Below are 22810 nucleotides of genomic sequence, written 5' to 3' on the forward strand. Positions count from 1 at the left end.
AATTCAGGGTAAAATCCCGCAAACCAACTGGGCAAGTTGCCCACCAACATAATCGGGGAGTAGTTATTTAGCCATGAGCAGCATCGAAGATCGCGTCAAGAAAATCGTAGCCGAACAACTGGGCGTCAAGGAAGATGAAGTTTCCACCGAGGCCTCTTTTGTCGACGACCTGGGAGCCGACTCACTCGATACCGTCGAGCTGGTAATGGCACTCGAAGAGGAATTTGAAACTGAAATCCCCGACGAAGAAGCCGAGAAAATTACTACCGTTCAGTTGGCCATCAGTTACATCAACGAAAATCTCGCCTGAGATTTTTGTTGGGCAGTAAAAGCCGTTCTACGCGCTAGAGCGGCTTTTTTTTGTCTGGGATAAACTAGCCGTGCACGGTCTGCGTGGCTAAACACGTCAGACCGCGCGCTTGAGTGGATGGCTGGCGGTTATAGCCGTGCTCTATTGGGAGGAACAAATGAACGGAAAGCGAGTGGTAGTGACGGGGCTTGGTGGGTTGACTCCCGTGGGTCTTGACGTTGAGGGAAGCTGGACGAATATCTGCAATGGCGTGAGCGGTGCGGCCAGCATAACGAGTTTCGATACCAGCACCTTTTCCACCAGCTTCAGTGCCAGCGTCAAGGATTTCAGTATTGACGGCTATCTGCCTCCTCGTGAAGCCAAGCGTATGGACGCTTTTGTTCAGTTTGGCATGGTGGCGGGTATTCAGGCCATGCGCGATTCCGGACTGGAAATCAGCGATGCCAACAACAGTCGCGTCGGCTGCTCCATCGGCTCCGGTATTGGTGGTATCGGCTCGATTGAGCGCAACACTGAAATAGTACGTTCGTCGGGACCTCGGAAAATGTCACCCTTTTTCGTGCCCGGTGCCATTATTAATATGATTTCGGGCAATCTCTCGGTGATGTATGACCTGCGGGGTCCGAATCTTGCGATTGTTACCGCCTGCACGTCGGGTACGCACAACATCGGTATGGGAGCTCGGTTGATCGCGTCCGGTGACGTTGATGCCATGCTTGTCGGTGGTGCGGAGATGGCAACTACGCCGGTAGGGTTGGGCGGCTTTGCAGCCGCACGCGCGCTCTCCACCCGTAATGAGGACCCAACGGCAGCATCGCGGCCATGGGACCGCGACCGTGACGGTTTTGTTCTTGGCGATGGTGCGGCTGTGTTGGTTCTGGAATCATTGGACAGCGCCCGTGCGCGCGGCGCCAACATTTATGCAGAGGTATCGGGCTTTGGTATGAGTGGCGATGCGTATCATATGACGCAGCCACCGGAGGATGGCCGCGGAGCCGCATCATCGATGGCGAATGCGCTGCGCGATGCGGGTTTGAACGCCGAGGATATCGATTACATTAATGCGCACGGTACGTCGACTGCCGCGGGTGACGTTGCGGAAACGATGGCGGTAAAGTCGGTATTTGCCGATCACGCCCATTCTTTGGCAGTCAGTTCGACCAAGTCCATGACAGGCCATCTGCTCGGTGCCGCGGGTGCGGTGGAGGCATTATTCAGCGTTCTGGCCATCAGGGATGGCATTGCACCGCCGACGATTAATCTCGACAACCCGGACGAGGGTTGTGATCTCAATTATGTACCCCACACCGCGCAGGAAAGAACGATTCGGCACGCGCTCAGTAATTCCTTTGGTTTTGGTGGAACAAACGGTTCGCTGATATTCAGTGCCGTTGATTAAACCGCAATAGCCATGCGTCAGGTATGGGTGGATGGGAAACCGAGCCAGCAGATTCCCGTCGACGACCGTGGGCTGCTGCTCGCCGACGGCGCTTTTGAAACGTTTTTGGTGCGCGAAGGGACGGTGATGTACGTTGACGAGCACCGCGAACGACTCGCCCGGAGTCTGGGCGTTCTCCAGTTTTCGACACCGCAACAATTCGCACAGGGAATGATTGCCGAAAGTGCCGCGTTAATCGCCGCCGTCGGTACTACCGGTAGCGCACGACTCACGGTTACCCGTGGGTCCGGCCCGCGAGGCTATAGCCCACCTGTTGATGCGGTTCCGCGATCCCTGCTGAGTTTTGATCCGCTCTTCACTCCAAACAGTGCGCCACTGACACTGGGTTGGTCCACGGTGAAGTGGCCGGATCAGCCGCTGCTCAGTGGTGCAAAGTTATTGGCGCGCACCGAAAATATCCTCGCGGCCCTGGATGCGAGGCAGCAGCAGGTCGATGACGTTGTAATGTGCACTCAGGATGATCGAGTGTGCTCAGTGGCGCGCGGCAATCTCTTTCTGCGTGTGGCTGATACGCTGCTTACCCCCGATTTATCGACGGCGGGTATTGCCGGTACCCGTCGCGCCCTGATTCTTAACCGTTTCGCAAAGGTGGCGGGGTACCACGTAACCACTGCATCGGTAGCCCGGGCGCAACTGTTGGCGGCGGATGAAATTTTTGTCTGCAACGCGCTCTGGGGAGTTCGTCCCGTCGCACGCATTGGGCAGCAGCAGTGGTCTGACTTCGCGGCGAGCAGGGCGCTGGCCCCGCTGTTGGATCCCGAGGCCGCGGTGACATGGTAAGGACTATTGCGTTGGTCCTGGTGATTGTTGCTGCGGCGGCCGCCTCGGCCGTGGGCTACGCATTGCACAACTGGAATGCGCCGTTAAATGTGCCCCTGAACGGTACGGTGGTTGAGGTTTATTCCGGCGACGCCTTGTCGACGGTACTGCGTCGCTTATCGAAGCAGGGAGTCATACCACGACCCCGATGGGTTGCACAGGTGGCGCGCTGGTATGGGCTAGATGGTCGTTTACAGGTTGGGGAATACCAGCTCAATTCGGGAATGACGGCTAGTGATTTACTCACGCAATTTGCCGCCGGGCAGGTGATCACATACTCGGTGACACTGCCAGAGGGGATTACATTGCAGCGGGCGCTCGAGATCCTGGCGGAGCATTCCGCCATCGAGCGTTCCCTGGAAGGCGCCGGGGATCCCAGACTTCTGGCTATGGTGGCCCCGGCGACCCACCCCGAGGGATGGTTCTTACCGGAAACCTATGTCTTCCACAGGGGAGAGTCAGACGTCGCACTGCTGCAACGGGCGCACGATGCCATGACCACGTTGCTGAATCGTCTGTGGCTCGCCCGTCGTGAGGGCCTGCCGCTACAAACGTCCTATGAAGCGCTGATTCTCGCATCGATTATCGAACGGGAAACGGGGCTGGCTAAAGAGCGTCGGCAGATTGCCGGGGTGTTTATCCGTCGTCTGCTCCGTGGCATGCGGCTGCAAACTGATCCTACCATCATTTATGGGCTCGGCCCCGCGTTTGATGGCGACCTAAAGCGCCGTCACCTCAAGGATGATACTAATCCCTACAATACGTATCGAATACCGGGGCTGCCGCCGACGCCTATCGCGCTTCCCGGTGAGGACGCCATTAAGGCTGCACTCGATCCCGCGGAGGGTGATGCATTATTTTTTGTCGCCAGGGGTGACGGTAGTCATGCCTTTGCCGATACTCTTGAGGCACATGAGAGCAATGTGCGTCAGTACCAAATCAATCGTCGCAAGGATTACCGATCATCGCCAACACAGTGAAACCTGGGCAATTCCTGACCGTTGAGGGCGGGGAGGGCGTTGGTAAGTCAACGAATCTCGACTTCATTGCGAAAACGCTGCGCGCGCAGGGTATCGACCTTGTGGTCACGCGAGAGCCCGGCGGTACGCCCTTGGCAGAGGCGCTCAGGGCGTTGCTTATTAGCGATTCCGAGGACCCGCCGTGCCCCAATGCAGAACTGCTCATGATCTTCGCCGCCCGAGCGCAGCACCTTTCGACGGTTATTGAACCCGCGTTGAAGGCGGGTCGGTGGGTGCTCTGTGATCGATTCACAGACGCGACTTTTGCGTATCAGGGCGCTGGCCGAGGTATTGAGTGGTCGTCGATTGAGACCCTTGAAAACCTTATTCAAGGTGATCGTCGGCCTGATTTGACACTGCTTTTGGATATGGAGCCCGCCATCGGCATGGATCGAGCGGGGAGCAGAGGCGCGCTGGACCGTTTCGAGCGCGAGGCGCTTCCGTTTTTTGATCGTGTTCGCCGCGGGTATAAAACCCGTGCGGCGCAGGCGCCCCATCGCTACCGGGTAATCGATGCGAGTCAGTCTATTGATGCGGTGCAAAGGGATATTGCACGTGTGTTAGCGGAGCTTTTCAATGGCTGAATCAGTGATCGATACTCCGTTCGAGGCCCTGCCCTGGCACCACGATACCGTGGCTTCGGTTTACCACGATAGCGAGCAGGACCGGATACCCCATGCGCTCATGCTTGTCGGCGCACCGGGTACTGGCAGGCGGCAGCTTGCCTGGTCTCTTGCGGCGATGTTGCTCTGTAGTCGACCCTCGGTCGCCGGAGGCTGTGGCACTTGTGATGTCTGCCGGCAGTTTATGAGTGGTGCTCACGGCGACAGCCGCTGGCTGGAACCTGAACCGGAAAAACGCGCGATCGGCATAGACCAGGTTCGAGGCGCGGTGCAATTTCTGCAGCAAACCGCTGCTTATGGTGGCCGCAAGGTGCTGGTGATTGCGCCTGCCGACGCTATGACCAGTGCGGCAGCCAATGCATTGCTGAAGACATTGGAAGAGCCCGCGGGAGACAGTGTCATGCTGCTGGTCAGCGATTACGGTGAGCGATTGCCCGCTACCGTTCGATCCCGTTGCCAGCGTCGAGTGCTCTCCCACCCCAGTCGGGAGCAGGGACTGACCTGGTTGAAGAGTGTGGTTGAGCCTGCGGGGGATTACTCGGCGGTACTGGATCTGGTTCAGGATTGTCCGCTGGAAGCCCGCCGGCTTATCAATGACGATGAAGTGGACGGGTTTCTGAGTCTTCAGGAATCCATCCGCGGTTTGCTCGACGGGAAGGTCGCCGCCACCGTTGCGTCGTCCTTGCTCGGCAGGGCTGAGCCTGGGCGTGCGCTCAGGCTGATCTGTGGCGAAATGGACCGTCGCTTGAGGCTATTGGACGCGTCTGGACTGGTCCGCGCACGGCGGGCATTTGATGCCCGAAAGACGCTTCAGGGCTACCTTGGCATCGTCAGCCGCGGCGGCAATCCTGCCAAGGACGTCATGCTGTCAGAGGCCGCGCGTTTGGTGGCGGGCATTTGGCGGGAGGAGACACTGTGAGAGCAGCGCGCGCGCTGGTATGCTCTCGGGATATGGAATTGGGAAGGGAACCATGAGCGAAGGAACACGGCAGGGCATTCTCTCGCTGACGATCAAAGACAAAGCGGTGCTCTATGCCGCTTACATGCCGTTCCTGGAAAATGGCGGCCTGTTTGTGCCCACCAATAAGCAGTACAACATCGGCGATGAGGTCTTTATGCTGCTGACGCTGATGGACGAGCCCGAGAAAATACCCATCGCCGGAACGGTGGTATGGATCACCCCCATGGGGGCGCAGGGTAACCGTCAGGCGGGAATTGGTGTTCAGTTTTCCGAGCAGGATACCGCTGCGAACGCAAAAATAGAAAACCATCTCGGGGGCGGACTCAACGCCGATCGGCGCACGCATACCATGTAACTCAACTCGTTTGAATGAACCTTGCCCAGTGCGTGCCAATGCACCGACCCAACTTCCCTGTTTGATCGAATCATCAATTTAAGGTTACAAAAAAAGGGCCCCAGCAGGAGCCCTTAAAGACTTTTAGGAGTGTTGCGTGGGGACTGTTACATGTATCGCCGTTCCACGCCTGAGGCACTTGGGATGCCCGTCACCAGCAGCCTGCGCTAGAGGCACTATGGTGAGAATTCAGTATGAACGAAAGCTTGACGTTTTCCAGACCCTTTCGCGAGTTTTTTAGAACAATATCGCATAAGTAAAATGGGGCTTATCTCATTCGAGATCTAGCATGAATATTCTATCGTAAATATATGTTTTTAATATAAAATATACTGATTTTAATCGGTGCAGGCCGTCCTCGGGTCCCGGATGTATAGGGCTTGGGGCGGGTCTCGATGGCGGTCGAACTGGCGGCGTAAGTATTGCCTGCGTGCGAGATTGAAAGTAGGGGGCTTATGTGACACCATCCGCGCCCTCGGTTTCGGCGGTCCCCGCTGCGACCTAACCGTTTTTTGGTGGCTGTTTGCGGAAGTGGCGAAATTGGTAGACGCGCTGGATTTAGGTTCCAGTGCCGCAAGGCGTGAGAGTTCGAGTCTCTCCTTCCGCACCACTCACCTGAAAAAGAATTCAAACTTGAGTCATGGGAGCGCTTCTCGGTGGTGATCATTTACCCCGTGCGCGCTCTTAAACAGCGATGTGTGCAGGAGTAACCAATGCGGGTTTCTATTGAAACAACTTCCGGTCTTGAGCGACGTTTAACGGTCGGAGTGCCCGCCGAGCGTGTAGACGGTGCCGTTCAGTCGCGGCTGCAGGACGCCGCCAAGAATGTGCGTTTGCCGGGTTTTCGCCCAGGTAAGGTTCCCATGCGCGTCATGAAGCAGCGATTCGGTGCCGGCGTGCGTCAGGAAGTTCTCGGTGAGGTGATCAGCCAGACGTTTCAGGAGGCCGTTGTCCAGGAGCAATTGCGCCCGGCGGGCCAGCCCAGGATCGAACCCCGCAATTTTGAACCCGGCAATGATCTTGAATACGTCGCCGTGTTTGAAATCTTCCCTACACTCGACGTCAAGCAAGCCGACGGCTTTGCCGTTAAGAAGCCCACCGCGGAAGTGACCGATAGCGATGTTGACGAGATCATTGAGGTATTCCGCAAGCAGCAGGGTCAGCAAGTGGCTGTAGACCGTGCCGGCGAAGAGGGTGACACCGTGATTATCGATTTTGAAGGTACTCGTGACGGCGAGGCCTTTGAAGGCGGCAGTGGTGAGGACTTCTCGCTCGAGCTCGGTTCCAGCCGGATGATCCCGGGTTTTGAGGAAGGCATCATCGGACTCTCAGCGGGAGAAAATACGGTTCTTGACCTGACGTTCCCGGAGGATTACCAGGCCGAGGACCTTCAGGGTGCGGATGTGCAGTTCAAGATAACCGTGAAAGAGGTCAAGGCGCTTGAACTCGCTCCCCTCGACGAGAAGCTGTTTGCGAGCTACGGCGTTGAGGAAGGCGGAGAAGCTGTTTTCCGCGATGAGGTGCGCAAGAACATGGAACGTGAGCTCCGTAACGCGGTGCAAAATCACGTCAAGCAGCAGGTCATGGATGCCATCGTCGAGGCCAACCCCGAGCTCGAGGTGCCCAGCAGCCTCATCGCCCAGGAAATCGATGGTATGCGTCAGCAAATGATGCAGCAGTTCGGGGGCGGCAATACTCAGGAGCTCGACCTTAAGAGCATACTTCCTGACGAAATGTTCAAAGAGCAGGCAGAGCGCCGGGTTAAACTGGGCTTGCTGATGTCAGAGTTGGTCAGCAAGTTGGAGTTGCAGGCGGATTCTGCCAAAGTACGCGAGCTGATCGAAGATATTGCGTCGACGTACCAGGAGCCAGAGGAAGTGATCAACTGGTATTATTCGGAAAACGAGCAGCTGGCCGCGGTGGAGTCCAGGGTGCTGGAGGATCAGGTAGTCGATACCCTCCTTGCTGGCGCTACCGTGGAAGAAGAGGCCTGTTCTTATCAGGAGGCGCTGGCGGCAGCGCGTCCCCAACAGCAGGCATGACCCGACAATCAATTGAGAAAGCAATGATTCGAGATACGTCTCCAGGCGACATTCAAAATCTGGGCCTAGTCCCCATGGTGATCGAGCAAACCTCTCGGGGGGAACGATCATTTGATATTTACTCGCGGCTGTTAAAGGAGCGCGTGATTTTTGTGGTCGGTGGCATCGAGGATCACATGGCGAATCTGATTGTCGCACAGCTGTTGTTCCTGGAGTCGGAGAATCCAGACAAGGACATCCACATCTACATTAACTCCCCCGGAGGATCGGTCACTGCGGGCCTGTCTATTTATGACACGATGCAGTTTGTCAAACCCGACGTCAGTACCATGTGTATCGGCCAGGCGGCATCGATGGGTGCTTTTCTGCTCAGTGGCGGTGCCAAGGGCAAGCGGTACATTCTTCCCAACGCACGCACGATGATTCATCAACCCAGCGGCGGCGCCCAGGGACAGGCCTCGGATATCGAGATCCAGGCCAAGGAAATTCTTTATCTGCGCGAGCGCCTCAACCGATTGATGGCCGACCATACGGGCCAGACCCTCGAGACCATCGAGCGTGATACGGAGCGTGACCGATTCATGAGTGCCGAACAAAGCGTTGAGTACGGTCTGGTCGATGAGGTCGTGGAAAATCGCGTGGCAGCCCCAGATGCCTGATTCCCGGTTTGTCGAGTTCCAGTGCTTGCAAAGGCTGGTCAAACGTATCAAGGTAAGCGTGTAGCCGGGAGTTCACGCCGGCGTTAGGCGAATATTATGGCGAACGACACATCCTCCGGAGATGACGGCAAGCTGCTTTATTGCTCGTTTTGTGGCAAGAGCCAGAACGAAGTACGCAAGTTGATTGCAGGTCCCTCGGTATTTATCTGCGACGAATGCGTAGACCTCTGCAACGATATTATTCGTGAGGAAATACAGGAGGCCGCCAGCGAGCAGGGTTCCGATAGCCTCCCGGTTCCCCACGAAATCAAACAAATTCTCGATCAGTACGTGATTGGTCAGCAGCGCGCCAAGCGCGTGCTTTCAGTGGCTGTTTACAATCATTACAAGCGCCTGCGCTATGCCCCCAAATCCGGTGGTGATGACGTCGAGCTCAGCAAAAGCAACATCCTGCTGGTCGGCCCCACAGGCTCGGGCAAGACCCTGTTGGCGGAGACGCTGGCGAGACTGCTCGATGTTCCCTTTACCATCGCTGATGCCACAACCCTCACCGAAGCCGGTTATGTCGGGGAGGATGTCGAGAACATCATCCAGAAGCTGTTGCAGAAATGCGATTACGATGTTGAACGCGCCCAGGTGGGTATTGTTTACATTGATGAGATCGATAAGATTTCTCGCAAGTCCGATAACCCGTCAATTACCCGGGATGTCTCCGGAGAGGGCGTTCAGCAGGCGCTGTTGAAGCTTATCGAAGGTACCGTCGCTTCGGTGCCGCCGCAGGGTGGTCGAAAGCACCCCCAGCAGGAGTTTCTGCAGGTCGACACCTCCAATATCCTGTTTATCTGTGGTGGCGCCTTCGCAGGTCTCGACAAGGTCATTAAAAATCGCTCTGAGAAGGGCGGAATTGGCTTCGCTGCGGAGGTCAAGAGCAAGGACGAGACACGCAAGTTCGGCGAAACGCTGTCCGATCTCGAACCCGAAGATCTTGTGCAGTATGGTCTGATCCCCGAGTTTGTCGGTCGTCTGCCGGTTATTGCCACCCTCGAAGAGCTCGATGAGGCGGCACTGATTCAGATTTTGACCGAGCCTCGTAATGCACTCACCAAGCAATACGCCAAGATGTTCGATATGGAAGGGGTTGAAATCGACTTCCGTGAGGACGGATTGCGTGCGGTTGCCGAGAAGGCAATGGAGCGAAAAACCGGTGCCCGTGGTTTGCGCTCGATCCTGGAGGGCGTCCTGCTTGACTCGATGTACAACATCCCCTCCGAAAGCGGTGTCGCCAAGATCGTCGTCGATGAATCGGTGATTCTTGGTGAGTCAGATCCGCTATTGGTCTATGAATCCCAGGATTCGGCGAGAGCAGGCACCGAAGACTGATCTCTACCGGGCGACGCCCGTCGCCCAGTACGTCCCTCAAATCCGAGTCGGTCGCAGCGAATGCGGCCCAAAAATGTCGCTGGTCATTGTATAACCGGTTATCGTCCCCATATTCAGGGTAGAGAGACCGGAGACCTTTATGACCGATGTGATCGCCACCGAATTACCCCTGCTTCCCCTGCGGGACGTTGTCGTGTATCCGCACATGGTACTGCCCCTGTTCGTCGGGCGGGAAAAGTCGATAGAAGCGCTCGAGCAGGCCATGGCCGGTGACAAGCAGGTGCTGTTGGTCGCGCAGCGCAACGCCGCCGACGATAATCCGGGAGTTGATGACCTGTATCAGGTCGGAACCGTTTCCAACATCCTGCAATTACTGAAGCTCCCCGATGGAACCATCAAAGTGTTGGTCGAAGGGAGTTTCCGCGCGGCGATCGAGTCCATCGATGATGAGGGCGAATTTACGGTCGCCGCGGTTCGTCAGGTCGAGACCGATGAAATTCCTGAGAGCGAGGGCGAAAAACTGATCGCCACGGTCGTCGAGCACTTTGAAAAATACGTCAGCATGAGCAAAAAAGTCCCGACGGAAGTGCTCAGTTCCCTCGCGGGAATCGACGATCCGGGACGCCTTGCCGATACGATCGCCGCGCACATGGGCGTTGATCTTGAGGAGAAGCAGCGCATTCTGGAGATCTCCGACGTTCGGAAACGGCTGGATCACCTAATTGGGCTGATGGATGCCGAACTCGATCTCTTCCAGGTGGAAAAGCGTATTCGAGGTCGGGTCAAGAAGCAGATGGAAAAGAGTCAGCGCGAGTACTACCTCAACGAGCAGATGAAGGCGATCCAGAAAGAGTTGGGTGAGATGGACGACGCCCCCAACGAAGTCGATGAACTACAGAACCGGATCGACGAGGCCAAAATGCCCGAGGAGGCCCGCGACAAGGCCACATCAGAGTTAAACAAGCTGAAGATGATGTCGCCGATGTCGGCAGAGGCGTCGGTGGTTCGTGGTTACATCGAGTGGATGGTGAGTGTTCCCTGGCAAAAACGCAGCAAGGTCCGTCACGACCTCAAGCGCGCGGCCAAGGTGCTCGACGAGGATCATTTCGGGCTCGACGAAGTCAAGGATCGCATACTCGAGTACCTCGCTGTTCAAAAGCGGGTCAGAAAGGTGAAAGGGCCGGTGCTGTGTCTTGTGGGCCCACCCGGGGTCGGTAAGACCTCCCTCGGTGAGTCGGTAGCCAGGGCTACCAATCGAAAGTTTGTCCGTATGGCCCTGGGTGGCGTTCGCGACGAGGCCGAAATCCGCGGGCATCGACGGACTTACATCGGGTCCATGCCCGGTAAGTTGCTACAGAAAATGTCCAAGGCCGGGGTTCGTAACCCGCTGTTCCTGCTCGATGAGATTGACAAAATGGGCATGGATCACCGGGGCGACCCCGCATCGGCAATGCTCGAGGTGCTCGATCCGGAACAAAACCACGCTTTTAATGACCATTACCTCGAAGTCGATTACGACCTTTCGGATGTGATGTTTGTGTGCACGTCCAATACGATGAACATTCCGGGTCCCCTGTTGGATCGTATGGAGATCATCAGGATTCCCGGTTACACGGAAGACGAGAAGCTCTCGATCGCCCAGCGTTATCTTGTGCCCAAGCAGGTCAAGCTCAACGGCCTGAAGAAGAATGAGATCGAGATCGGGGATGAAGCCATCCTTGATATTATCCGCTATTACACACGCGAAGCGGGCGTGCGCTCGCTGGAGCGAGAAATCGCCAAAGTTTGTCGCAAAATGGTCAAGCGTTTCGTGCTCGCTGTTGAAGAAAGCACGCACTCGGTTACGGCCGACTTGCTCCCGGATCTACTGGGTGTGCGCAAGTACAATTACGGTATTGCGGAGGAAGAAAACAAAGTCGGCCAGGTAACGGGGCTCGCCTGGACCTCGGTGGGCGGTGAGCTTCTGACGATAGAAGCGGTGGCGCTATCCGGTAAAGGCCGCCACGTTAAGACAGGATCGCTGGGTGACGTCATGCAGGAGTCGATTCAGGCGGCGACCACGGTAGTCCGCTCGCGTTCGCAGCGCTTGGGTATTCCGGCCGCCTATCACGAAGAACACGATGTTCATATCCACGTCCCCGAGGGGGCGACGCCGAAAGATGGCCCCAGCGCAGGCATAGCCATGTGTACGGCGCTGGTCAGTGTTTGCAGTGGCATACCGGTCAGGGCCGATGTCGCGATGACGGGAGAAATAACCTTGCGCGGAGAGGTGCTTCCCATTGGTGGCTTGAAGGAGAAGCTGCTGGCTGCCCGTCGGGGGGGAATTAAGACGGTGATCATTCCCAAAGAAAATGAACGCGATCTCACTGAGATCCCGGACAATATCAAGGAGAATTTGACGATCAAGGCCGTAAAGTGGATTGACGAAGTCCTTGATATCGCGTTGGAGACCATGCCCCAGCCGATTTCCGATGAGGAATATCTTCCCGAACCCATTGCTGCAGGATCGAAAAATAACGACGACGACAGTTTGAGCCGCCCGAAAGCACATTAATCCGGTTTTTATTTGACCCTGCGCCGGACACGGGTATAACCTTAATATCCGCAACCGCCCATTTTAATAACGCTATTCCATTCAAGAAGAGGTTTTATCTGTGAACAAAAATGATCTTATCGATGCCATCGCCGAAGACGCCGATTTGTCCAAGGCTTCTGCAGCCCGCGCGCTCGACGCCACTCTTTCAGCAGTGACTGAAGCCCTGTCAAAGCAGGATACCGTCTCTCTGGTTGGTTTTGGCACGTTCTCTGTCAAGCACCGCGCGGCTCGCGAGGGAAGAAACCCCCGCAGCGGCGAGACCATTCAGATCAAGGCGTCCAATAACCCCAGCTTCAAACCGGGCAAGGCACTCAAAGACGCCGTCAATTAATCCGTAACCGTTTTTGGTGGGCCTGATGGCGCCGCCGGGCAAATAACCGATTCGATACAAGGCGCTTTTTGGCGCCTTTTTTGTTACATTGCGCTCCGGTTGATCGCCACTCATTTTACCTATTTCTGCCTCCAATTCTGGATCTGACATGCTTCAAGCTATGAGGGAAGGTGCGAAAAGCACCGCCGCGAAAATTGTTATTGGACTCATTGTTCTGTCCTTTGCCGCGTTTGGCCTGGAGTCTCTGTTGCCTGGTGGCAGCGGGACGTCGGTGGCCGAGGTCAACGGCGAGGAAATATCGCCCGCTGAATTGCAAAATGCCATCGCATCGCAAAAACGACAGCTTACCCAGATTTTTGGTGATCGGATTGATCCGGCAATGTTGGATGACGAGCGTATTCGGCCTTCCGCGCTGGAAGGGCTGATTGAGCGGAAGCTTTTGCTGCAGCATGCTGTGGACCTTGGAATGATTGCCTCGGCGCAGGCGATCGGAGAGGAAATTACTGCGATCGAGGCGTTTCAGCGTGACGGTGTTTTTTCTCCGGATCAATACAAGTCGGTTTTGGCCAATGCGGGGCTGACCCCGGAGCGTTTCCGCCGCATGCAATCACAGGACCTTATGCTGAGCCAATTGCAGGGGGCTATCTCCCAAAGCGCATTCGTCAGCCCCTCTGAGATGGAGGCCGCTGCCAAGGTCTGGGCTGAAGAGCGCGATGTGCGTTATCTTGAAGCGCCGCTAAGTGATTTTGATCGGCCAGACAGTGTCGACGAGGCGGAAATCGCCGAGTATTACGACAATAATCAGGATCGGTTTGTGACCGAGCCCGCCGCCAACGTCGGTTATATTTTGCTCGCCGTCGAAGATTTCTATGAGCCCGTGGACGAGGCGCTTGTGCGTGAACAGTTCGAGGCGGTTCGCGATGAATATGAGGTGGCCGACCAGTCCCGCGTTTCCCACATATTGATTATTGAGTCGGATGAGGACAGCGATACGAGCTACGCTGATCGTGTGGGTGAGGTCGCGCGCCGCCTCGATGCCGGTGAGGACTTTGGGCAACTGGCCATGGAGTTGTCCGACGACGTCGGGTCTGCGGGTTCGGGCGGCGAATTGGGCTTTACCGATGGCACTGCATTTCCCGAGCCGATGGAGGAGGCGATTGCCAGCCTGTCTGTGGGTGCCTATTCAGGACCCGTGGAAACCGATGCCGGGACACACTTTATTCGTGTTGAAGAGCGGGTCGCGGGCGAGCGACCTGATTTTGCCACCCTTCGTGAAGAATTGGAGCAGGCGATCAAGATCAGCAATGCAGAGCGTGATCTGCTGTTGGCGGTCGATGAGTTGAAAGACTTGACGTTCAATGCTCCCGATCTTATCGGTCCTGCGGAGGCGCTGGGTTTCTCGGTTGCCGAGGAGGAGGAATTGACGCGTAGCAATGGTGTGGGCGTGTGGGCTGATGAAAGGGTTGTCGACACCGTTTTCAGCGAGGAGGTTTACCGCGGCGGCAATAACAGCGAGGTGCTTGAACTCGCCGATAGCCAGTTCCTGGTGGTCAGGGTGAATGAGCAAATTCCTGCCCGGCAAAAGCCCTTGCAAGATGTCGCCGGGGAAATCGCCGCGCAACTGAAAACCGAGGCCCGTACAGCCGCGTTGACGGATTTTACCGAGATGGTCAGTCAGCGCCTGGCGGCGGGTGAAACACTGGAAGCGATCGCCAACGAGCTCGGCTATGAGTGGCGGGTGGAATTGGCCGCTCAGCGCAACAATACTTCGCTTCCCCGCGAGGTGCTGTCAACGGCATTTGTCATGTCGGACGCAGACAGCTCGGCGGTGGAACTGGTTGAGCTTCCCGGGGAGACGATCGCTGTTGTTCAACTGGCGCGAATCCGGGAAGGGGATTTGCAGCGAATGCCCAACAACGCGCGGGAACAGTTGCAGCGGCAACTCGCATCTGCGGGCGCGCGTATCGATCTTGCCGAATATGTTCGCGCGTTGCGTCAGGAGGCCGAGATTGTTGTGCGTTAAGCCCCAGTGTCCTCGATAGCGTTATGTCTGAGCGCGGCGACAGCAAAGACACAATAGCCGACCTTCTCGGCCAGTTGGGGTCGGCCACCGAGGGTTCTGCGCCACCGATCCACCTGTGGAATCCCGAACACTGCGGCGATATCGATATGGAGATTCGCCGCGATGGCTCCTGGTGGCACGAGGGGAGACCGATAAAGCGCGAAAAGCTGGTTAAGCTGTTTGCAAGCGTGCTGCGGCGGGAGGAGGACGGTGAGTACTATTTGGTCACTCCCGTGGAGAAAGCGCGTATCACTGTGGAACTGCACCCCCTTTTGGTGACCGACGTCGATTATGTTCCCGAGAGTGAACCGAAGACGCTGCTTTTAAGTTTGAACACGGGCGGACAAGTGCTGATGGACGAAGCCCACCCGCCTAAACTGGAACCTCGTGCAGGCCACGCGGTTTACGTGGAAATTAACCGGGGTTTAACCGCGCTTTTCTCGCGAAGTGCCTGGTATCGGCTGGCCTCAATGCTCGATGACAAGGGGCAGATTGAAAGCGCCGGACAGCACTTTAACTTGTTACCCTGAAAAAGGTTCATCGCGGATTCCAAGGATGGGTTGTCTTACCGACCGCATCACCGACTTCAACGCAGAAGGGGTAGTTATCGGCGAATGGCTTATACAGCTATAACCGGGGACCCGGGTAAACCTTAGCCCCGCTAATCGGCGGATAAACTGAAAACATGCTGCGTGTTCCCCGGCATACTCCTGCTGATAATTCACATATTGGGGTAGTTCGGACCACCAAAGCCTTCCGGCGTCACCCAGGTAATGTTTTGTGCCGGATCTTTGATGTCGCAGGTTTTGCAGTGAACACAGTTCTGGGCGTTGATCTGGAAACGCTTACCCTCCGTGTCCTCGACGACTTCATAAACGCCAGCTGGGCAGTAACGTTGCGCCGGTTCGTCGTAGCGCGGCAGGTTCTGCGCTATGGGTATTTCGGGGTCAGTGAGCTGCAAATGACAGGGTTGGTCTTCTTCATGATTGGTGTTGGAAAGAAATACCGACGCCAACCGATCAAAAGTGATCTTGCCATCGGGTTTCGCGTATTCGATGGGCGCGCATTCATCCGCAGGTTTGAGACACGCATGGTCGGGTTTGCGATCATGCAGGGTGAAGGGCAGACGGCCGCCAAAAATATTTTGGTCGATCCACACCATGCCTGCGCCGACGATCCAGCCCAACTTATGCATAAAACCGGAAAAATTGCGGGTGGTATAAAGCTCCTTCCCTAGCCAGGAGTTGGCGATAGCATCATCAAATGCCACCAGATCCTTATCAGCCTGCGGGGAGGCGAGGGCACTCATCACGGTTTCCGCGGCGACCAGCCCGCTCTTCATGGCCGTATGATTTCCCTTGATTTTGACACTGTTCAGGGTGCCGGCATTGCAGCCCAGCAACAGCCCCCCTGGAAAGTGCATTGTGGGCAGGCTGTTGTACCCCCCTTTGGCCAGCGCCCGTGCCCCATAGGCGATTCGGGTCGCTCCCTTGAGGTACTTCTCGGTCTCCGGATGTTTCTTCCAGCGCTGGAACTCCTCAAAAGGGCTAACGTGAGGGTTACTGTAATTCAGGTCGGTAATAAGACCGATATACACTTCATTGTTCTCCGCGTGATACATGAAGGCACCGCCGCTAGAGCTACTTTCCGCCAGTGGCCAGCCCAGCCCATGAATCACCTTTCCCTCTTCGTGCAGTGACGGATCAATTTGCCAGACTTCCTTGATACCCAGGGCGTAATGCTGGGGATCCTTACCCTCATCAAGCCCGAATTGGCTGATCAGTTGTTTACCGAGGTGCCCCCGACAACCCTCGGCGAACAGGGTGTACCTGGCATGAAGCTCCATGCCCTGCATGTAGCTGCTCTTCTGTTCGCCCTCGGCACTGATTCCCATGTCGCCGGTAGCGATTCCCTTTACCGCGCCGCTTTCATCGTAAAGCACCTCGGAGGCTGCGAATCCGGGATAAATCTCCACGCCGAGTGCCTCGGCCTGCTCGGCAAGCCAGCGACAGACGTTGGCCATCGAGACAATATAATTACCCTCGTTATGGGTTGGCTTGGGGATGAGGAAATTGGGGACCTTGGTGGCTTTCGATTCGCTCGTGTAAAAGAAAAACGTATCGTCGGTTACCGGAGTGTTGAGTGGTGCTCCCCGATCTTTCCAGTCGGGAAAGAGCTCCTCAAGCGCATGGGGCTCCAGCACGGCCCCCGAGAGGATGTGGGCGCCGACCTCAGACCCCTTTTCTACGACACAAACGGTGGTTTCACGCTCCTGCTCCGCGGCGAGTTGCATAATGCGACAGGCTGCCGACAGGCCAGCCGGGCCCGCGCCTACGATAACAACATCGAACTCCATTGACTCGCGTTCCACTAGTAAACCTCACATTGTTTGGCGTTTGCCGGGGTTGGACGAACTCGTAAAGACAGCACTATTAGCATGAATTGCGGCGGGAATTTGCTTCGTGGTTAGGTATAATACACCGCCTATTTACAAGGATAGCAGTTTACACGGCCACAAAAGCCGAGTGAACCTTCTTCCTTTGCATTGGCGGCATAAACAGGGCTTCCACCCCCAAGCCGTTTGAATACACAGTCTTTAACCAAATGGAGACGCTATGAAAGCACTGGTCGCAGTGAAACGGGTCGTTGACTATAACGTCAAGGTCCGTGCCAAGGCCGACGGTTCCGACGTCGAGCTGAATAATGTCAAGATGGCAATCAACCCGTTTTGCGAAATCGCAGTCGAGGAAGCCGTTCGACTCAAAGAGGCCGGCACGGTAGAGGAGATCGTGGTGGTTTCGATCGGTGAAAAGGCCTGTCAGGAGCAAATTCGAACGGCGCTGGCGCTGGGCGCCGATCGCGGCATCCACGTCGAAGTTGACGGCAAACCCGAGCCACTCGAGGTGGCGAAACTGCTTAAGGGTGTGGTCGACAAAGAGCAACCCAATCTCGTTATTCTGGGTAAGCAGTCGATCGACGGTGATAACAACCAAACCGGCCAGATGTTGGCTGCGCTGACCAATATGGCACAGGGAACCTTTGCCTCCGAAATCAAGATTGACGGCGATAAAATGAATGTCACCCGCGAGATTGACGGTGGTATGCAAACCATCTCGCTGTCACTCCCGGCGATTGTTACCACCGATTTGCGGCTCAATGAGCCCCGATACGCATCATTACCGAATATCATGAAGGCGAAGAAGAAGCCCCTTGATGTCGTGACGCCGGCCGATTTTGGCGTCGAAATACAAACCCATGTCACGCAGCTGAGCGTTGCGCCTCCTCCAGAGCGAGCTGCAGGTATCAAGGTGGAAGATGTCGCACAGTTGGTGGATAAACTCAAAAACGAAGCAAAGGTGATTTCATGAATACGCTGGTCATCGCTGAACACGACAACGCGGAACTTAAGCCCGCGACGCTCAACGCGCTCGCTGCAGCCGAAAAACTTGGTGGTTCCATCGAACTGCTGGTAGTCGGTGGCGGTTGTGGCGCTGTCGCTGAGACCGCGGCGGCAATTCCGTCGGTCAGCAAAGTGCATTGCGCAGACAAGCCGTCTTACGAGCACCAATTGGCGGAAAATGTGAGTTTACTGATCGCCGAGCTCGCCGCGTCCTTTGACAACGTGGTCGCTCCAGCGACAACCTTCGGCAAGAACGTGATGCCCCGGGTGGCCGCATTACTCGATGTTGCTCAGATCTCCGACATTATTTCGGTAGAGAGCGCTGATACGTTCACGCGTCCCATCTACGCCGGTAACGTCATCGCCACGGTTCAGTCCAGCGATGCGAAAAAAGTGATCACCGTGCGTACTACCGCATTTGACGCGGTCGCCGATACCGGCGGCTCCGCCGAGGTAGTGGCAGTCGATGCCGATCACGACGCCGGGCTGTCCAGTTTTGTCAGCGAAGAGGTGGCGGAATCTGACCGCCCCGAGTTAACGGCCGCATCGGTCGTGATATCGGGCGGGCGCGGAATGCAAAACGGCGAGAACTTTGCGCTGCTGGAGGGCATAGCTGACAAGCTGGGTGCCGCTATCGGTGCCTCTCGCGCCGCTGTTGATGCGGGTTTTGTCCCCAACGACTATCAGGTCGGCCAGACCGGAAAGATTGTTGCACCAGACCTTTACATCGCAGTGGGTATTTCTGGCGCGATTCAGCATCTGGCGGGCATGAAAGACAGCAAAGTCATTGTTGCGATCAACAAGGATGAGGACGCTCCCATCTTTCAGGTTGCTGACTATGGTCTCGTGGCAGATCTATTCCAGGCGCTGCCTGAGCTCGAGGCGTCTCTCTGAGACGATGATCCCTGACGCTAAGGCAAGCATCGATAAACCGGCGTTTTCGCCGGTTTTTTTTTGCCTTGTTGTTAGTCGCGTCGTAACCGTTCGCTGATCGCTATCGGAGTGGGGAAATTCAGAACCACGATGTAGGAAGAGGCGAGTAGCGTGAGTATCGTTGTTGCCTGTATGAGAACAGCGGCCTCGCCACTCAGCAGGCCACTGCCAATCGCCACAAAACCGATCAACAACGCGAATTCACTGCATTGGCCCAGTCTGAATCCCAGGTTCCAGGCCAAACCGTGGCTTTCTGACACCCCTCGCAGTAGCGCGTGGTAGACAAGGGGTTTTAATCCAAGCATAACGACGGCCAGCGTGGTTGCTGCGAGGGCGACTTCGGGCAGTGTGGCCAGATCAAATTGTGCGCCCACCGAAAAGAAGAAGATAACGAGAAAAAAATCGCGCAGGGGTTTGAGGCTGACGGCAATGTACTGCGATATTGGGCTGGTCGCGATCGCGACCCCGGCCATAAAGGCGCCAATCTCCGCTGACAAACCCATAACGATCGCGAGTTCCGCAATTCCGAGACACCAACCGATGGATAACAAAAAGATGTATTCATGGTAGCGATCAAATCGGGTGATCAGGGGGAGTAATACGGTTTTTACCAGGCCCCAACAGAAGAAGCCGAGTACCGGTAATGCAAGGAGGGGCTTGACCAGTGACCATGCGTTGGTCTCGCCGCCGACACTGCTTTGAATCAGCACAAGAATGATGATTGCCAGCAGATCCTGAAATAGCAACAGGGCGACGAGTACCTCGCCGAGATGACGGTGGTGGAGCACTGTCGTCGGTAGCAGCTTGATGCCGATAATGGTGGAGGAGAACATCAAGGCGGCACCGATGATCGTGCAGTCAATTAACGAAAACCCAAAAGCCCAGGCGATACCAAAGCCGCTGCCGGCGAACACCGCCGAGCTGACAACGGCTACCAGTGATGACTGCTTGAGACTGCTCAGCAGGGCGCGAGGCTGCATATCCAGCCCGAGGAGGAACAGGAGGAAGATAATACCGACATGACCGGCATCAACAACAATCTCAATATCGTCGATCAGCCCGCTGCCATAGGGCCCCAGAATGGCTCCCAGGGCAATATAGGCAATGATAATAGGTTGCCGAGTGTAGAGTGCTACCGAGGCGAGAAGGGCAGCCCCTAGGAAGATGGCGGCGAAGGTGAACGTAATGCCGCCAATCATTGAGTTTACCTCGCTAGTGAGATCTCCGCGGAGCGCTCGTCCAGCGGCATTTGGTAACTGACAGAAAATTCGCTCAACGCCGCTTCCATCGCGCTGATTTTGATATCGGCGGATAACTCAAAGGCATCGACGCCACACCGCTGGAGATACTGTACCTGATCCTGCAAGAAGTTTCCCGCGGCGCGCAGTTCACCGGTGAAGCCGGCTTCACGGAGGTGACGCGCCTGGGAAAAGCTGCGTCCGTCGTTAAAGTCCTCGATCTTCAGCACCACCAAGCGGAGTTGATCGAGTGATTGAGTCAGGTCCGACACATCCTCGTCAGACTTGATCTCAACGGCGGTTAAGGTCGGATCGGCGCGCCATTGGTCCAGTGTTCCGACACCACGGGACGGTACACCCTCGTTGTTGGCATCGGCGGCTGTCCATGGGTTCTCGATGATGTCGCCATCTTTCCATACCTTACCCATATACCCGCTCCTTAAAGGGCTCAATGCCCACTCGATGAATAGTGTCGATGAATAGCTCGTCTTCCTGGCGCAACTCAACGTACCGCTCCAGAATCTTGGCAATAACTTCAGGGATTTCGGAGGCGCCAAAAGACGGCCCCAGAATTTTGCCGATCTTCGGACTTTCCGCCTGGCGTCCACCGAGCGATACCTGAAAAAATTCCTTGCCCTTTTTATCGACGCCGAGAATTCCGATGTGCCCGATGTGGTGGTGGCCGCAGGCGTTCATGCAGCCAGAAATATTGAGTTCGATGGGCCCAAGGTCGTAGAGGTAGTCGAGGTCGTCGAATCGGTCCCTGATCGCATCGGAAACCGGAATTGATTTGGCGTTGGCAAGACTGCAGAAATCACCGCCGGGACAGCAGATCATATCGGTCAGGTAGCCGGCATTGGCCGTTGCCAGATTGGCCTTTTGGAGCGCCGTCCACAAATCGTGCAAATCGCGCTCGCGAACATCCGCGAGCACCATATTCTGATGGTGAGTGGTTCGCGCTTCCGAAAAGCTGAAGCGATCTGCCAACTCAGCCAGGTGATCAAGCTGATCCGCAGTGATGTCGCCCGGCGCCAGATCCCGGTGCTTGAGCGCCACGGTTACTGCCCGGTATCCAGCCACTTTATGACCGCGGGTATTTCGCTTCAGCCAGTTTTTGAAAATCGGGTCGTCATGTTGCGCCAGTAACGCCGCCTCGGCGGTGGCATCGAGCTGCTCATAGGGCATTGCCCTGAAGTGGGCTCGAACGTCTTCAATGCGCTTCTCAGTAAGCGTATTGTCACCATCCTTGAGCTTGGACCACTCCCGGTGTACCGCTTCGCGGAACTTATCGACACCCATTGCACGAACCAGAATTTTTATTCGAGCCTTGTATTTGTTATCCCGCCGGCCCAACTGGTTGTAAACCCGCAATACGGCCTCGAGGTAAGAGAGGAGATGTTTGATATCCAGCCAGGATTCGATTTCACTGCCGATAACCGGTGTACGGCCCAATCCGCCGCCCACCAAAACCTGCACCCCAAGATTACCTTGGCGATCGTGCTGCAACGCGAGACCGATGTCGTGGGAGTAAATGGCGGCCCGATCGCTCTGGGACCCGCATACGGCAATTTTGAATTTCCGCGGCAGGAAGGCGAACTCGGGATGAAGCGTTGACCACTGGCGGATCAGCTCGCAATAGGGGCGCGGGTCGACGACTTCATCGGGGCTTACGCCGGCAAACTGATCGGTTGTCGTGTTGCGGATGCAATTGCCGCTGGTCTGGATGCAATGCATATCGACTTCGGCGAGCTCTCCGAGTAGATCCGGTACGCGTTCCAGTTCAGGCCAATTGAGCTGAAAATTTTGCCGGGTACTGACGTGCGCATACCCTTTGTCGTAGTCGCGGGTCAGTGACGCCAATTTACGCAGCTGTTGGGAGCTGAGCAGACCGTAGGGGACGGCGATGCGCAACATCGGCGCCTTGCGCTGAATGTAGAGTCCATTCTGAAGGCGAAGGGGACGAAATTGTTCCTCGCCCAATTCGCCTTCGAGATAGCGTTGCATCTGCCCGCGAAATTGCGTTACGCGCTCGCTGAGAAGCTGACGATCATTCGCGTTATACGTGTACAATGGGAACCCTTGAAGACCATCTAAACAGGGTGCCCTTTATTCCACAAACGGCGCCATTTTTATATAGCTAAACTATACTATTTTGGAGGTTGTATATGTCGAACAGCAATATGGAAGACGGTCAAGCCGATGCTATTGCCGCGGTCGCTGTGGTGCTGGTGGTTGTGGTTTCCGCTACCTTTTGGCTAATGGGTATGCCCGCCTGACAAGAATCCGCCGGAGTGCCTGATTTAATCGGGCACCACCAGCTGGACCACGGTGATCACGCCGCCAATAAAGAGTGCGGTGAACAGAAGGCCAGCAATAATAAAAACCCCGAAGCTGCCCGACTTGAAGTCACGCTCGCGATTTTTGCTGCTCTGGACCCCCAGGGCGGCGGCAAATACGCTGGATAGTATTTCGCGTAATCCCATCTTTTCAGATTTCTCGCCAGAATCATCGGTTGTTTGGGACATCAGGTTCTCCAAATAGGGCGGCCCCGGTTCGAAGCCTTGTTCGTATTCTACTCTGCCGT

At 56.0% G+C, this 22810-nt stretch carries 22 protein-coding genes and 1 tRNA gene; 18 read left to right on the forward strand and 5 right to left on the reverse strand.

Translation table 11 applies throughout. The features are described from left to right. Positions 1 to 73 precede the first annotated feature (73 nt). The 15 genes from acpP (at position 74) to NOR51B_RS11645 (ending at position 15185) form a co-directional block, all read left to right on the forward strand. Positions 74 to 310 (forward strand): acyl carrier protein, encoded by a 237-nt coding sequence (gene acpP, locus NOR51B_RS11575; protein ID WP_009019156.1) that lies wholly within the window; start codon positions 74 to 76, stop codon positions 308 to 310. Between the two features lie 157 nt (positions 311 to 467). Continuing rightward, positions 468 to 1709, forward strand: a complete 1242-nt coding sequence (gene fabF / locus NOR51B_RS11580; protein ID WP_040482073.1) for a beta-ketoacyl-ACP synthase II — start codon at positions 468 to 470, stop codon at positions 1707 to 1709. A 12-nt stretch (positions 1710 to 1721) separates the two neighbouring features. Next, positions 1722 to 2549, forward strand: a complete 828-nt coding sequence (locus tag NOR51B_RS11585; protein WP_009019883.1) for an aminotransferase class IV — start codon at positions 1722 to 1724, stop codon at positions 2547 to 2549. Continuing rightward, a complete protein-coding gene (mltG, locus tag NOR51B_RS11590) occupies positions 2543 to 3568 on the forward strand; it encodes an endolytic transglycosylase MltG (RefSeq protein WP_009020235.1) in 1026 nt (341 codons plus the stop codon). The genes NOR51B_RS11585 and mltG overlap by 7 nt, the downstream gene beginning before the upstream one ends. Beyond that, positions 3565 to 4191 carry a dTMP kinase gene (gene tmk / locus NOR51B_RS11595; protein ID WP_009021107.1) on the forward strand — a complete coding sequence of 209 codons (627 nt, stop codon included), beginning with the start codon at positions 3565 to 3567 and terminating at the stop codon, positions 4189 to 4191. The genes mltG and tmk overlap by 4 nt, the downstream gene beginning before the upstream one ends. After that, positions 4184 to 5149 (forward strand): DNA polymerase III, delta prime subunit, encoded by a 966-nt coding sequence (locus NOR51B_RS15045; protein ID WP_009020110.1) that lies wholly within the window; start codon positions 4184 to 4186, stop codon positions 5147 to 5149. Before tmk ends, NOR51B_RS15045 begins: the two co-directional genes overlap by 8 nt. A gap of 52 nt (positions 5150 to 5201) precedes the next feature. Then, positions 5202 to 5546, forward strand: coding sequence for a PilZ domain-containing protein (locus tag NOR51B_RS11605; protein WP_009020161.1), 345 nt, complete (start codon positions 5202 to 5204; stop codon positions 5544 to 5546). 564 nt (positions 5547 to 6110) lie between these two features. After that, a tRNA-Leu gene (locus tag NOR51B_RS11610) sits at positions 6111 to 6195 on the forward strand. A 103-nt stretch (positions 6196 to 6298) separates the two neighbouring features. Next, positions 6299 to 7627, forward strand: coding sequence for a trigger factor (tig, locus tag NOR51B_RS11615; RefSeq protein WP_009021413.1), 1329 nt, complete (start codon positions 6299 to 6301; stop codon positions 7625 to 7627). A 23-nt stretch (positions 7628 to 7650) separates the two neighbouring features. Further along, positions 7651 to 8286, forward strand: coding sequence for an ATP-dependent Clp endopeptidase proteolytic subunit ClpP (gene clpP / locus NOR51B_RS11620; RefSeq protein ID WP_040482583.1), 636 nt, complete (start codon positions 7651 to 7653; stop codon positions 8284 to 8286). 96 nt (positions 8287 to 8382) lie between these two features. Beyond that, positions 8383 to 9666 carry an ATP-dependent Clp protease ATP-binding subunit ClpX gene (gene clpX / locus NOR51B_RS11625; protein ID WP_009019848.1) on the forward strand — a complete coding sequence of 428 codons (1284 nt, stop codon included), beginning with the start codon at positions 8383 to 8385 and terminating at the stop codon, positions 9664 to 9666. Between the two features lie 139 nt (positions 9667 to 9805). Beyond that, the gene (lon, locus tag NOR51B_RS11630) at positions 9806 to 12220 is read left to right on the forward strand and encodes an endopeptidase La (RefSeq protein ID WP_009019497.1); all 2415 of its coding nucleotides are present in this window, start codon (positions 9806 to 9808) and stop codon (positions 12218 to 12220) included. 100 nt (positions 12221 to 12320) lie between these two features. Further along, positions 12321 to 12593: an HU family DNA-binding protein gene (locus NOR51B_RS11635; RefSeq protein ID WP_009021013.1), complete on the forward strand. Its 273-nt coding sequence runs from the start codon at positions 12321 to 12323 to the stop codon at positions 12591 to 12593. 148 nt (positions 12594 to 12741) lie between these two features. Further along, positions 12742 to 14616: a SurA N-terminal domain-containing protein gene (locus tag NOR51B_RS11640; RefSeq protein WP_040482074.1), complete on the forward strand. Its 1875-nt coding sequence runs from the start codon at positions 12742 to 12744 to the stop codon at positions 14614 to 14616. A gap of 23 nt (positions 14617 to 14639) precedes the next feature. Next, a complete protein-coding gene (locus NOR51B_RS11645) occupies positions 14640 to 15185 on the forward strand; it encodes a DUF1285 domain-containing protein (RefSeq protein ID WP_009021422.1) in 546 nt (181 codons plus the stop codon). Between the two features lie 191 nt (positions 15186 to 15376). On the opposite strand, the gene NOR51B_RS11650 is transcribed toward NOR51B_RS11645, so the two are convergent. Then, positions 15377 to 17026: an electron transfer flavoprotein-ubiquinone oxidoreductase gene (locus NOR51B_RS11650; RefSeq protein ID WP_040482075.1), complete on the reverse strand. Its 1650-nt coding sequence runs from the start codon at positions 17024 to 17026 to the stop codon at positions 15377 to 15379. Positions 17027 to 17270: 244 nt separating this feature from the next. Here NOR51B_RS11650 and NOR51B_RS11655 point away from each other — a divergent pair, with 244 nt between their 5' ends. Together NOR51B_RS11655 and NOR51B_RS11660 are read left to right on the forward strand one after the other, a co-directional pair. Further along, positions 17271 to 18023, forward strand: a complete 753-nt coding sequence (locus tag NOR51B_RS11655) for an electron transfer flavoprotein subunit beta/FixA family protein (protein WP_009020027.1) — start codon at positions 17271 to 17273, stop codon at positions 18021 to 18023. Then, positions 18020 to 18949: an electron transfer flavoprotein subunit alpha/FixB family protein gene (locus NOR51B_RS11660; protein WP_009020991.1), complete on the forward strand. Its 930-nt coding sequence runs from the start codon at positions 18020 to 18022 to the stop codon at positions 18947 to 18949. The genes NOR51B_RS11655 and NOR51B_RS11660 overlap by 4 nt, the downstream gene beginning before the upstream one ends. Positions 18950 to 19020: 71 nt before the next feature. Here NOR51B_RS11660 and NOR51B_RS11665 read toward each other — a convergent pair whose 3' ends face one another. Genes NOR51B_RS11665 through NOR51B_RS11675 form a run of 3 tightly spaced genes read right to left on the reverse strand, consistent with a single transcriptional unit; the run spans position 19021 to position 22296 of the window. Further along, entirely contained in the window at positions 19021 to 20187 is a 1167-nt protein-coding gene (locus NOR51B_RS11665; protein WP_009021214.1) for a cation:proton antiporter domain-containing protein, read from the reverse strand. A 5-nt stretch (positions 20188 to 20192) separates the two neighbouring features. After that, a complete protein-coding gene (locus NOR51B_RS11670; RefSeq protein WP_009020119.1) occupies positions 20193 to 20654 on the reverse strand; it encodes a DUF934 domain-containing protein in 462 nt (153 codons plus the stop codon). Further along, positions 20647 to 22296, reverse strand: a complete 1650-nt coding sequence (locus NOR51B_RS11675) for a nitrite/sulfite reductase (protein WP_040482076.1) — start codon at positions 22294 to 22296, stop codon at positions 20647 to 20649. Before NOR51B_RS11675 ends, NOR51B_RS11670 begins: the two co-directional genes overlap by 8 nt. A 95-nt stretch (positions 22297 to 22391) precedes the next feature. Here NOR51B_RS11675 and NOR51B_RS11680 point away from each other — a divergent pair, with 95 nt between their 5' ends. Continuing rightward, a complete protein-coding gene (locus NOR51B_RS11680) occupies positions 22392 to 22502 on the forward strand; it encodes a methionine synthase (RefSeq protein WP_154647672.1) in 111 nt (36 codons plus the stop codon). Positions 22503 to 22526: 24 nt separating this feature from the next. Here NOR51B_RS11680 and NOR51B_RS11685 read toward each other — a convergent pair whose 3' ends face one another. Next, a complete protein-coding gene (locus tag NOR51B_RS11685; protein WP_040482077.1) occupies positions 22527 to 22751 on the reverse strand; it encodes a DUF2970 domain-containing protein in 225 nt (74 codons plus the stop codon). Positions 22752 to 22810 lie beyond the last annotated feature (59 nt).

It is taken from the genome of Luminiphilus syltensis NOR5-1B, from assembly GCF_000158175.1.
In the GTDB taxonomy this organism is placed as follows: domain Bacteria; phylum Pseudomonadota; class Gammaproteobacteria; order Pseudomonadales; family Halieaceae; genus Luminiphilus; species Luminiphilus syltensis.

What these genes read in the sequence shown, in the direction of transcription:
- acpP (WP_009019156.1), top strand. Translation starts at nt 74, where the DNA reads ATGAGCAGCATCGAAGATCGCGTCAAGAAAATCGTAGCCGAACAACTG.
- fabF (WP_040482073.1), top strand. Translation starts at nt 468, where the DNA reads ATGAACGGAAAGCGAGTGGTAGTGACGGGGCTTGGTGGGTTGACTCCC.
- NOR51B_RS11585 (WP_009019883.1), top strand. Translation starts at nt 1,722, where the DNA reads ATGCGTCAGGTATGGGTGGATGGGAAACCGAGCCAGCAGATTCCCGTC.
- mltG (WP_009020235.1), top strand. Translation starts at nt 2,543, where the DNA reads ATGGTAAGGACTATTGCGTTGGTCCTGGTGATTGTTGCTGCGGCGGCC.
- NOR51B_RS15045 (WP_009020110.1), top strand. Translation starts at nt 4,184, where the DNA reads ATGGCTGAATCAGTGATCGATACTCCGTTCGAGGCCCTGCCCTGGCAC.
- NOR51B_RS11605 (WP_009020161.1), top strand. Translation starts at nt 5,202, where the DNA reads ATGAGCGAAGGAACACGGCAGGGCATTCTCTCGCTGACGATCAAAGAC.
- tig (WP_009021413.1), top strand. Translation starts at nt 6,299, where the DNA reads ATGCGGGTTTCTATTGAAACAACTTCCGGTCTTGAGCGACGTTTAACG.
- clpP (WP_040482583.1), top strand. Translation starts at nt 7,651, where the DNA reads ATGATTCGAGATACGTCTCCAGGCGACATTCAAAATCTGGGCCTAGTC.
- clpX (WP_009019848.1), top strand. Translation starts at nt 8,383, where the DNA reads ATGGCGAACGACACATCCTCCGGAGATGACGGCAAGCTGCTTTATTGC.
- lon (WP_009019497.1), top strand. Translation starts at nt 9,806, where the DNA reads ATGACCGATGTGATCGCCACCGAATTACCCCTGCTTCCCCTGCGGGAC.
- NOR51B_RS11640 (WP_040482074.1), top strand. Translation starts at nt 12,742, where the DNA reads ATGCTTCAAGCTATGAGGGAAGGTGCGAAAAGCACCGCCGCGAAAATT.
- NOR51B_RS11645 (WP_009021422.1), top strand. Translation starts at nt 14,640, where the DNA reads ATGTCTGAGCGCGGCGACAGCAAAGACACAATAGCCGACCTTCTCGGC.
- NOR51B_RS11655 (WP_009020027.1), top strand. Translation starts at nt 17,271, where the DNA reads ATGAAAGCACTGGTCGCAGTGAAACGGGTCGTTGACTATAACGTCAAG.
- NOR51B_RS11660 (WP_009020991.1), top strand. Translation starts at nt 18,020, where the DNA reads ATGAATACGCTGGTCATCGCTGAACACGACAACGCGGAACTTAAGCCC.
- NOR51B_RS11665 (WP_009021214.1), bottom strand. Translation starts at nt 20,187, where the DNA reads ATGATTGGCGGCATTACGTTCACCTTCGCCGCCATCTTCCTAGGGGCT.
- NOR51B_RS11670 (WP_009020119.1), bottom strand. Translation starts at nt 20,654, where the DNA reads ATGGGTAAGGTATGGAAAGATGGCGACATCATCGAGAACCCATGGACA.
- NOR51B_RS11680 (WP_154647672.1), top strand. Translation starts at nt 22,392, where the DNA reads ATGTCGAACAGCAATATGGAAGACGGTCAAGCCGATGCTATTGCCGCG.
- NOR51B_RS11685 (WP_040482077.1), bottom strand. Translation starts at nt 22,751, where the DNA reads ATGTCCCAAACAACCGATGATTCTGGCGAGAAATCTGAAAAGATGGGA.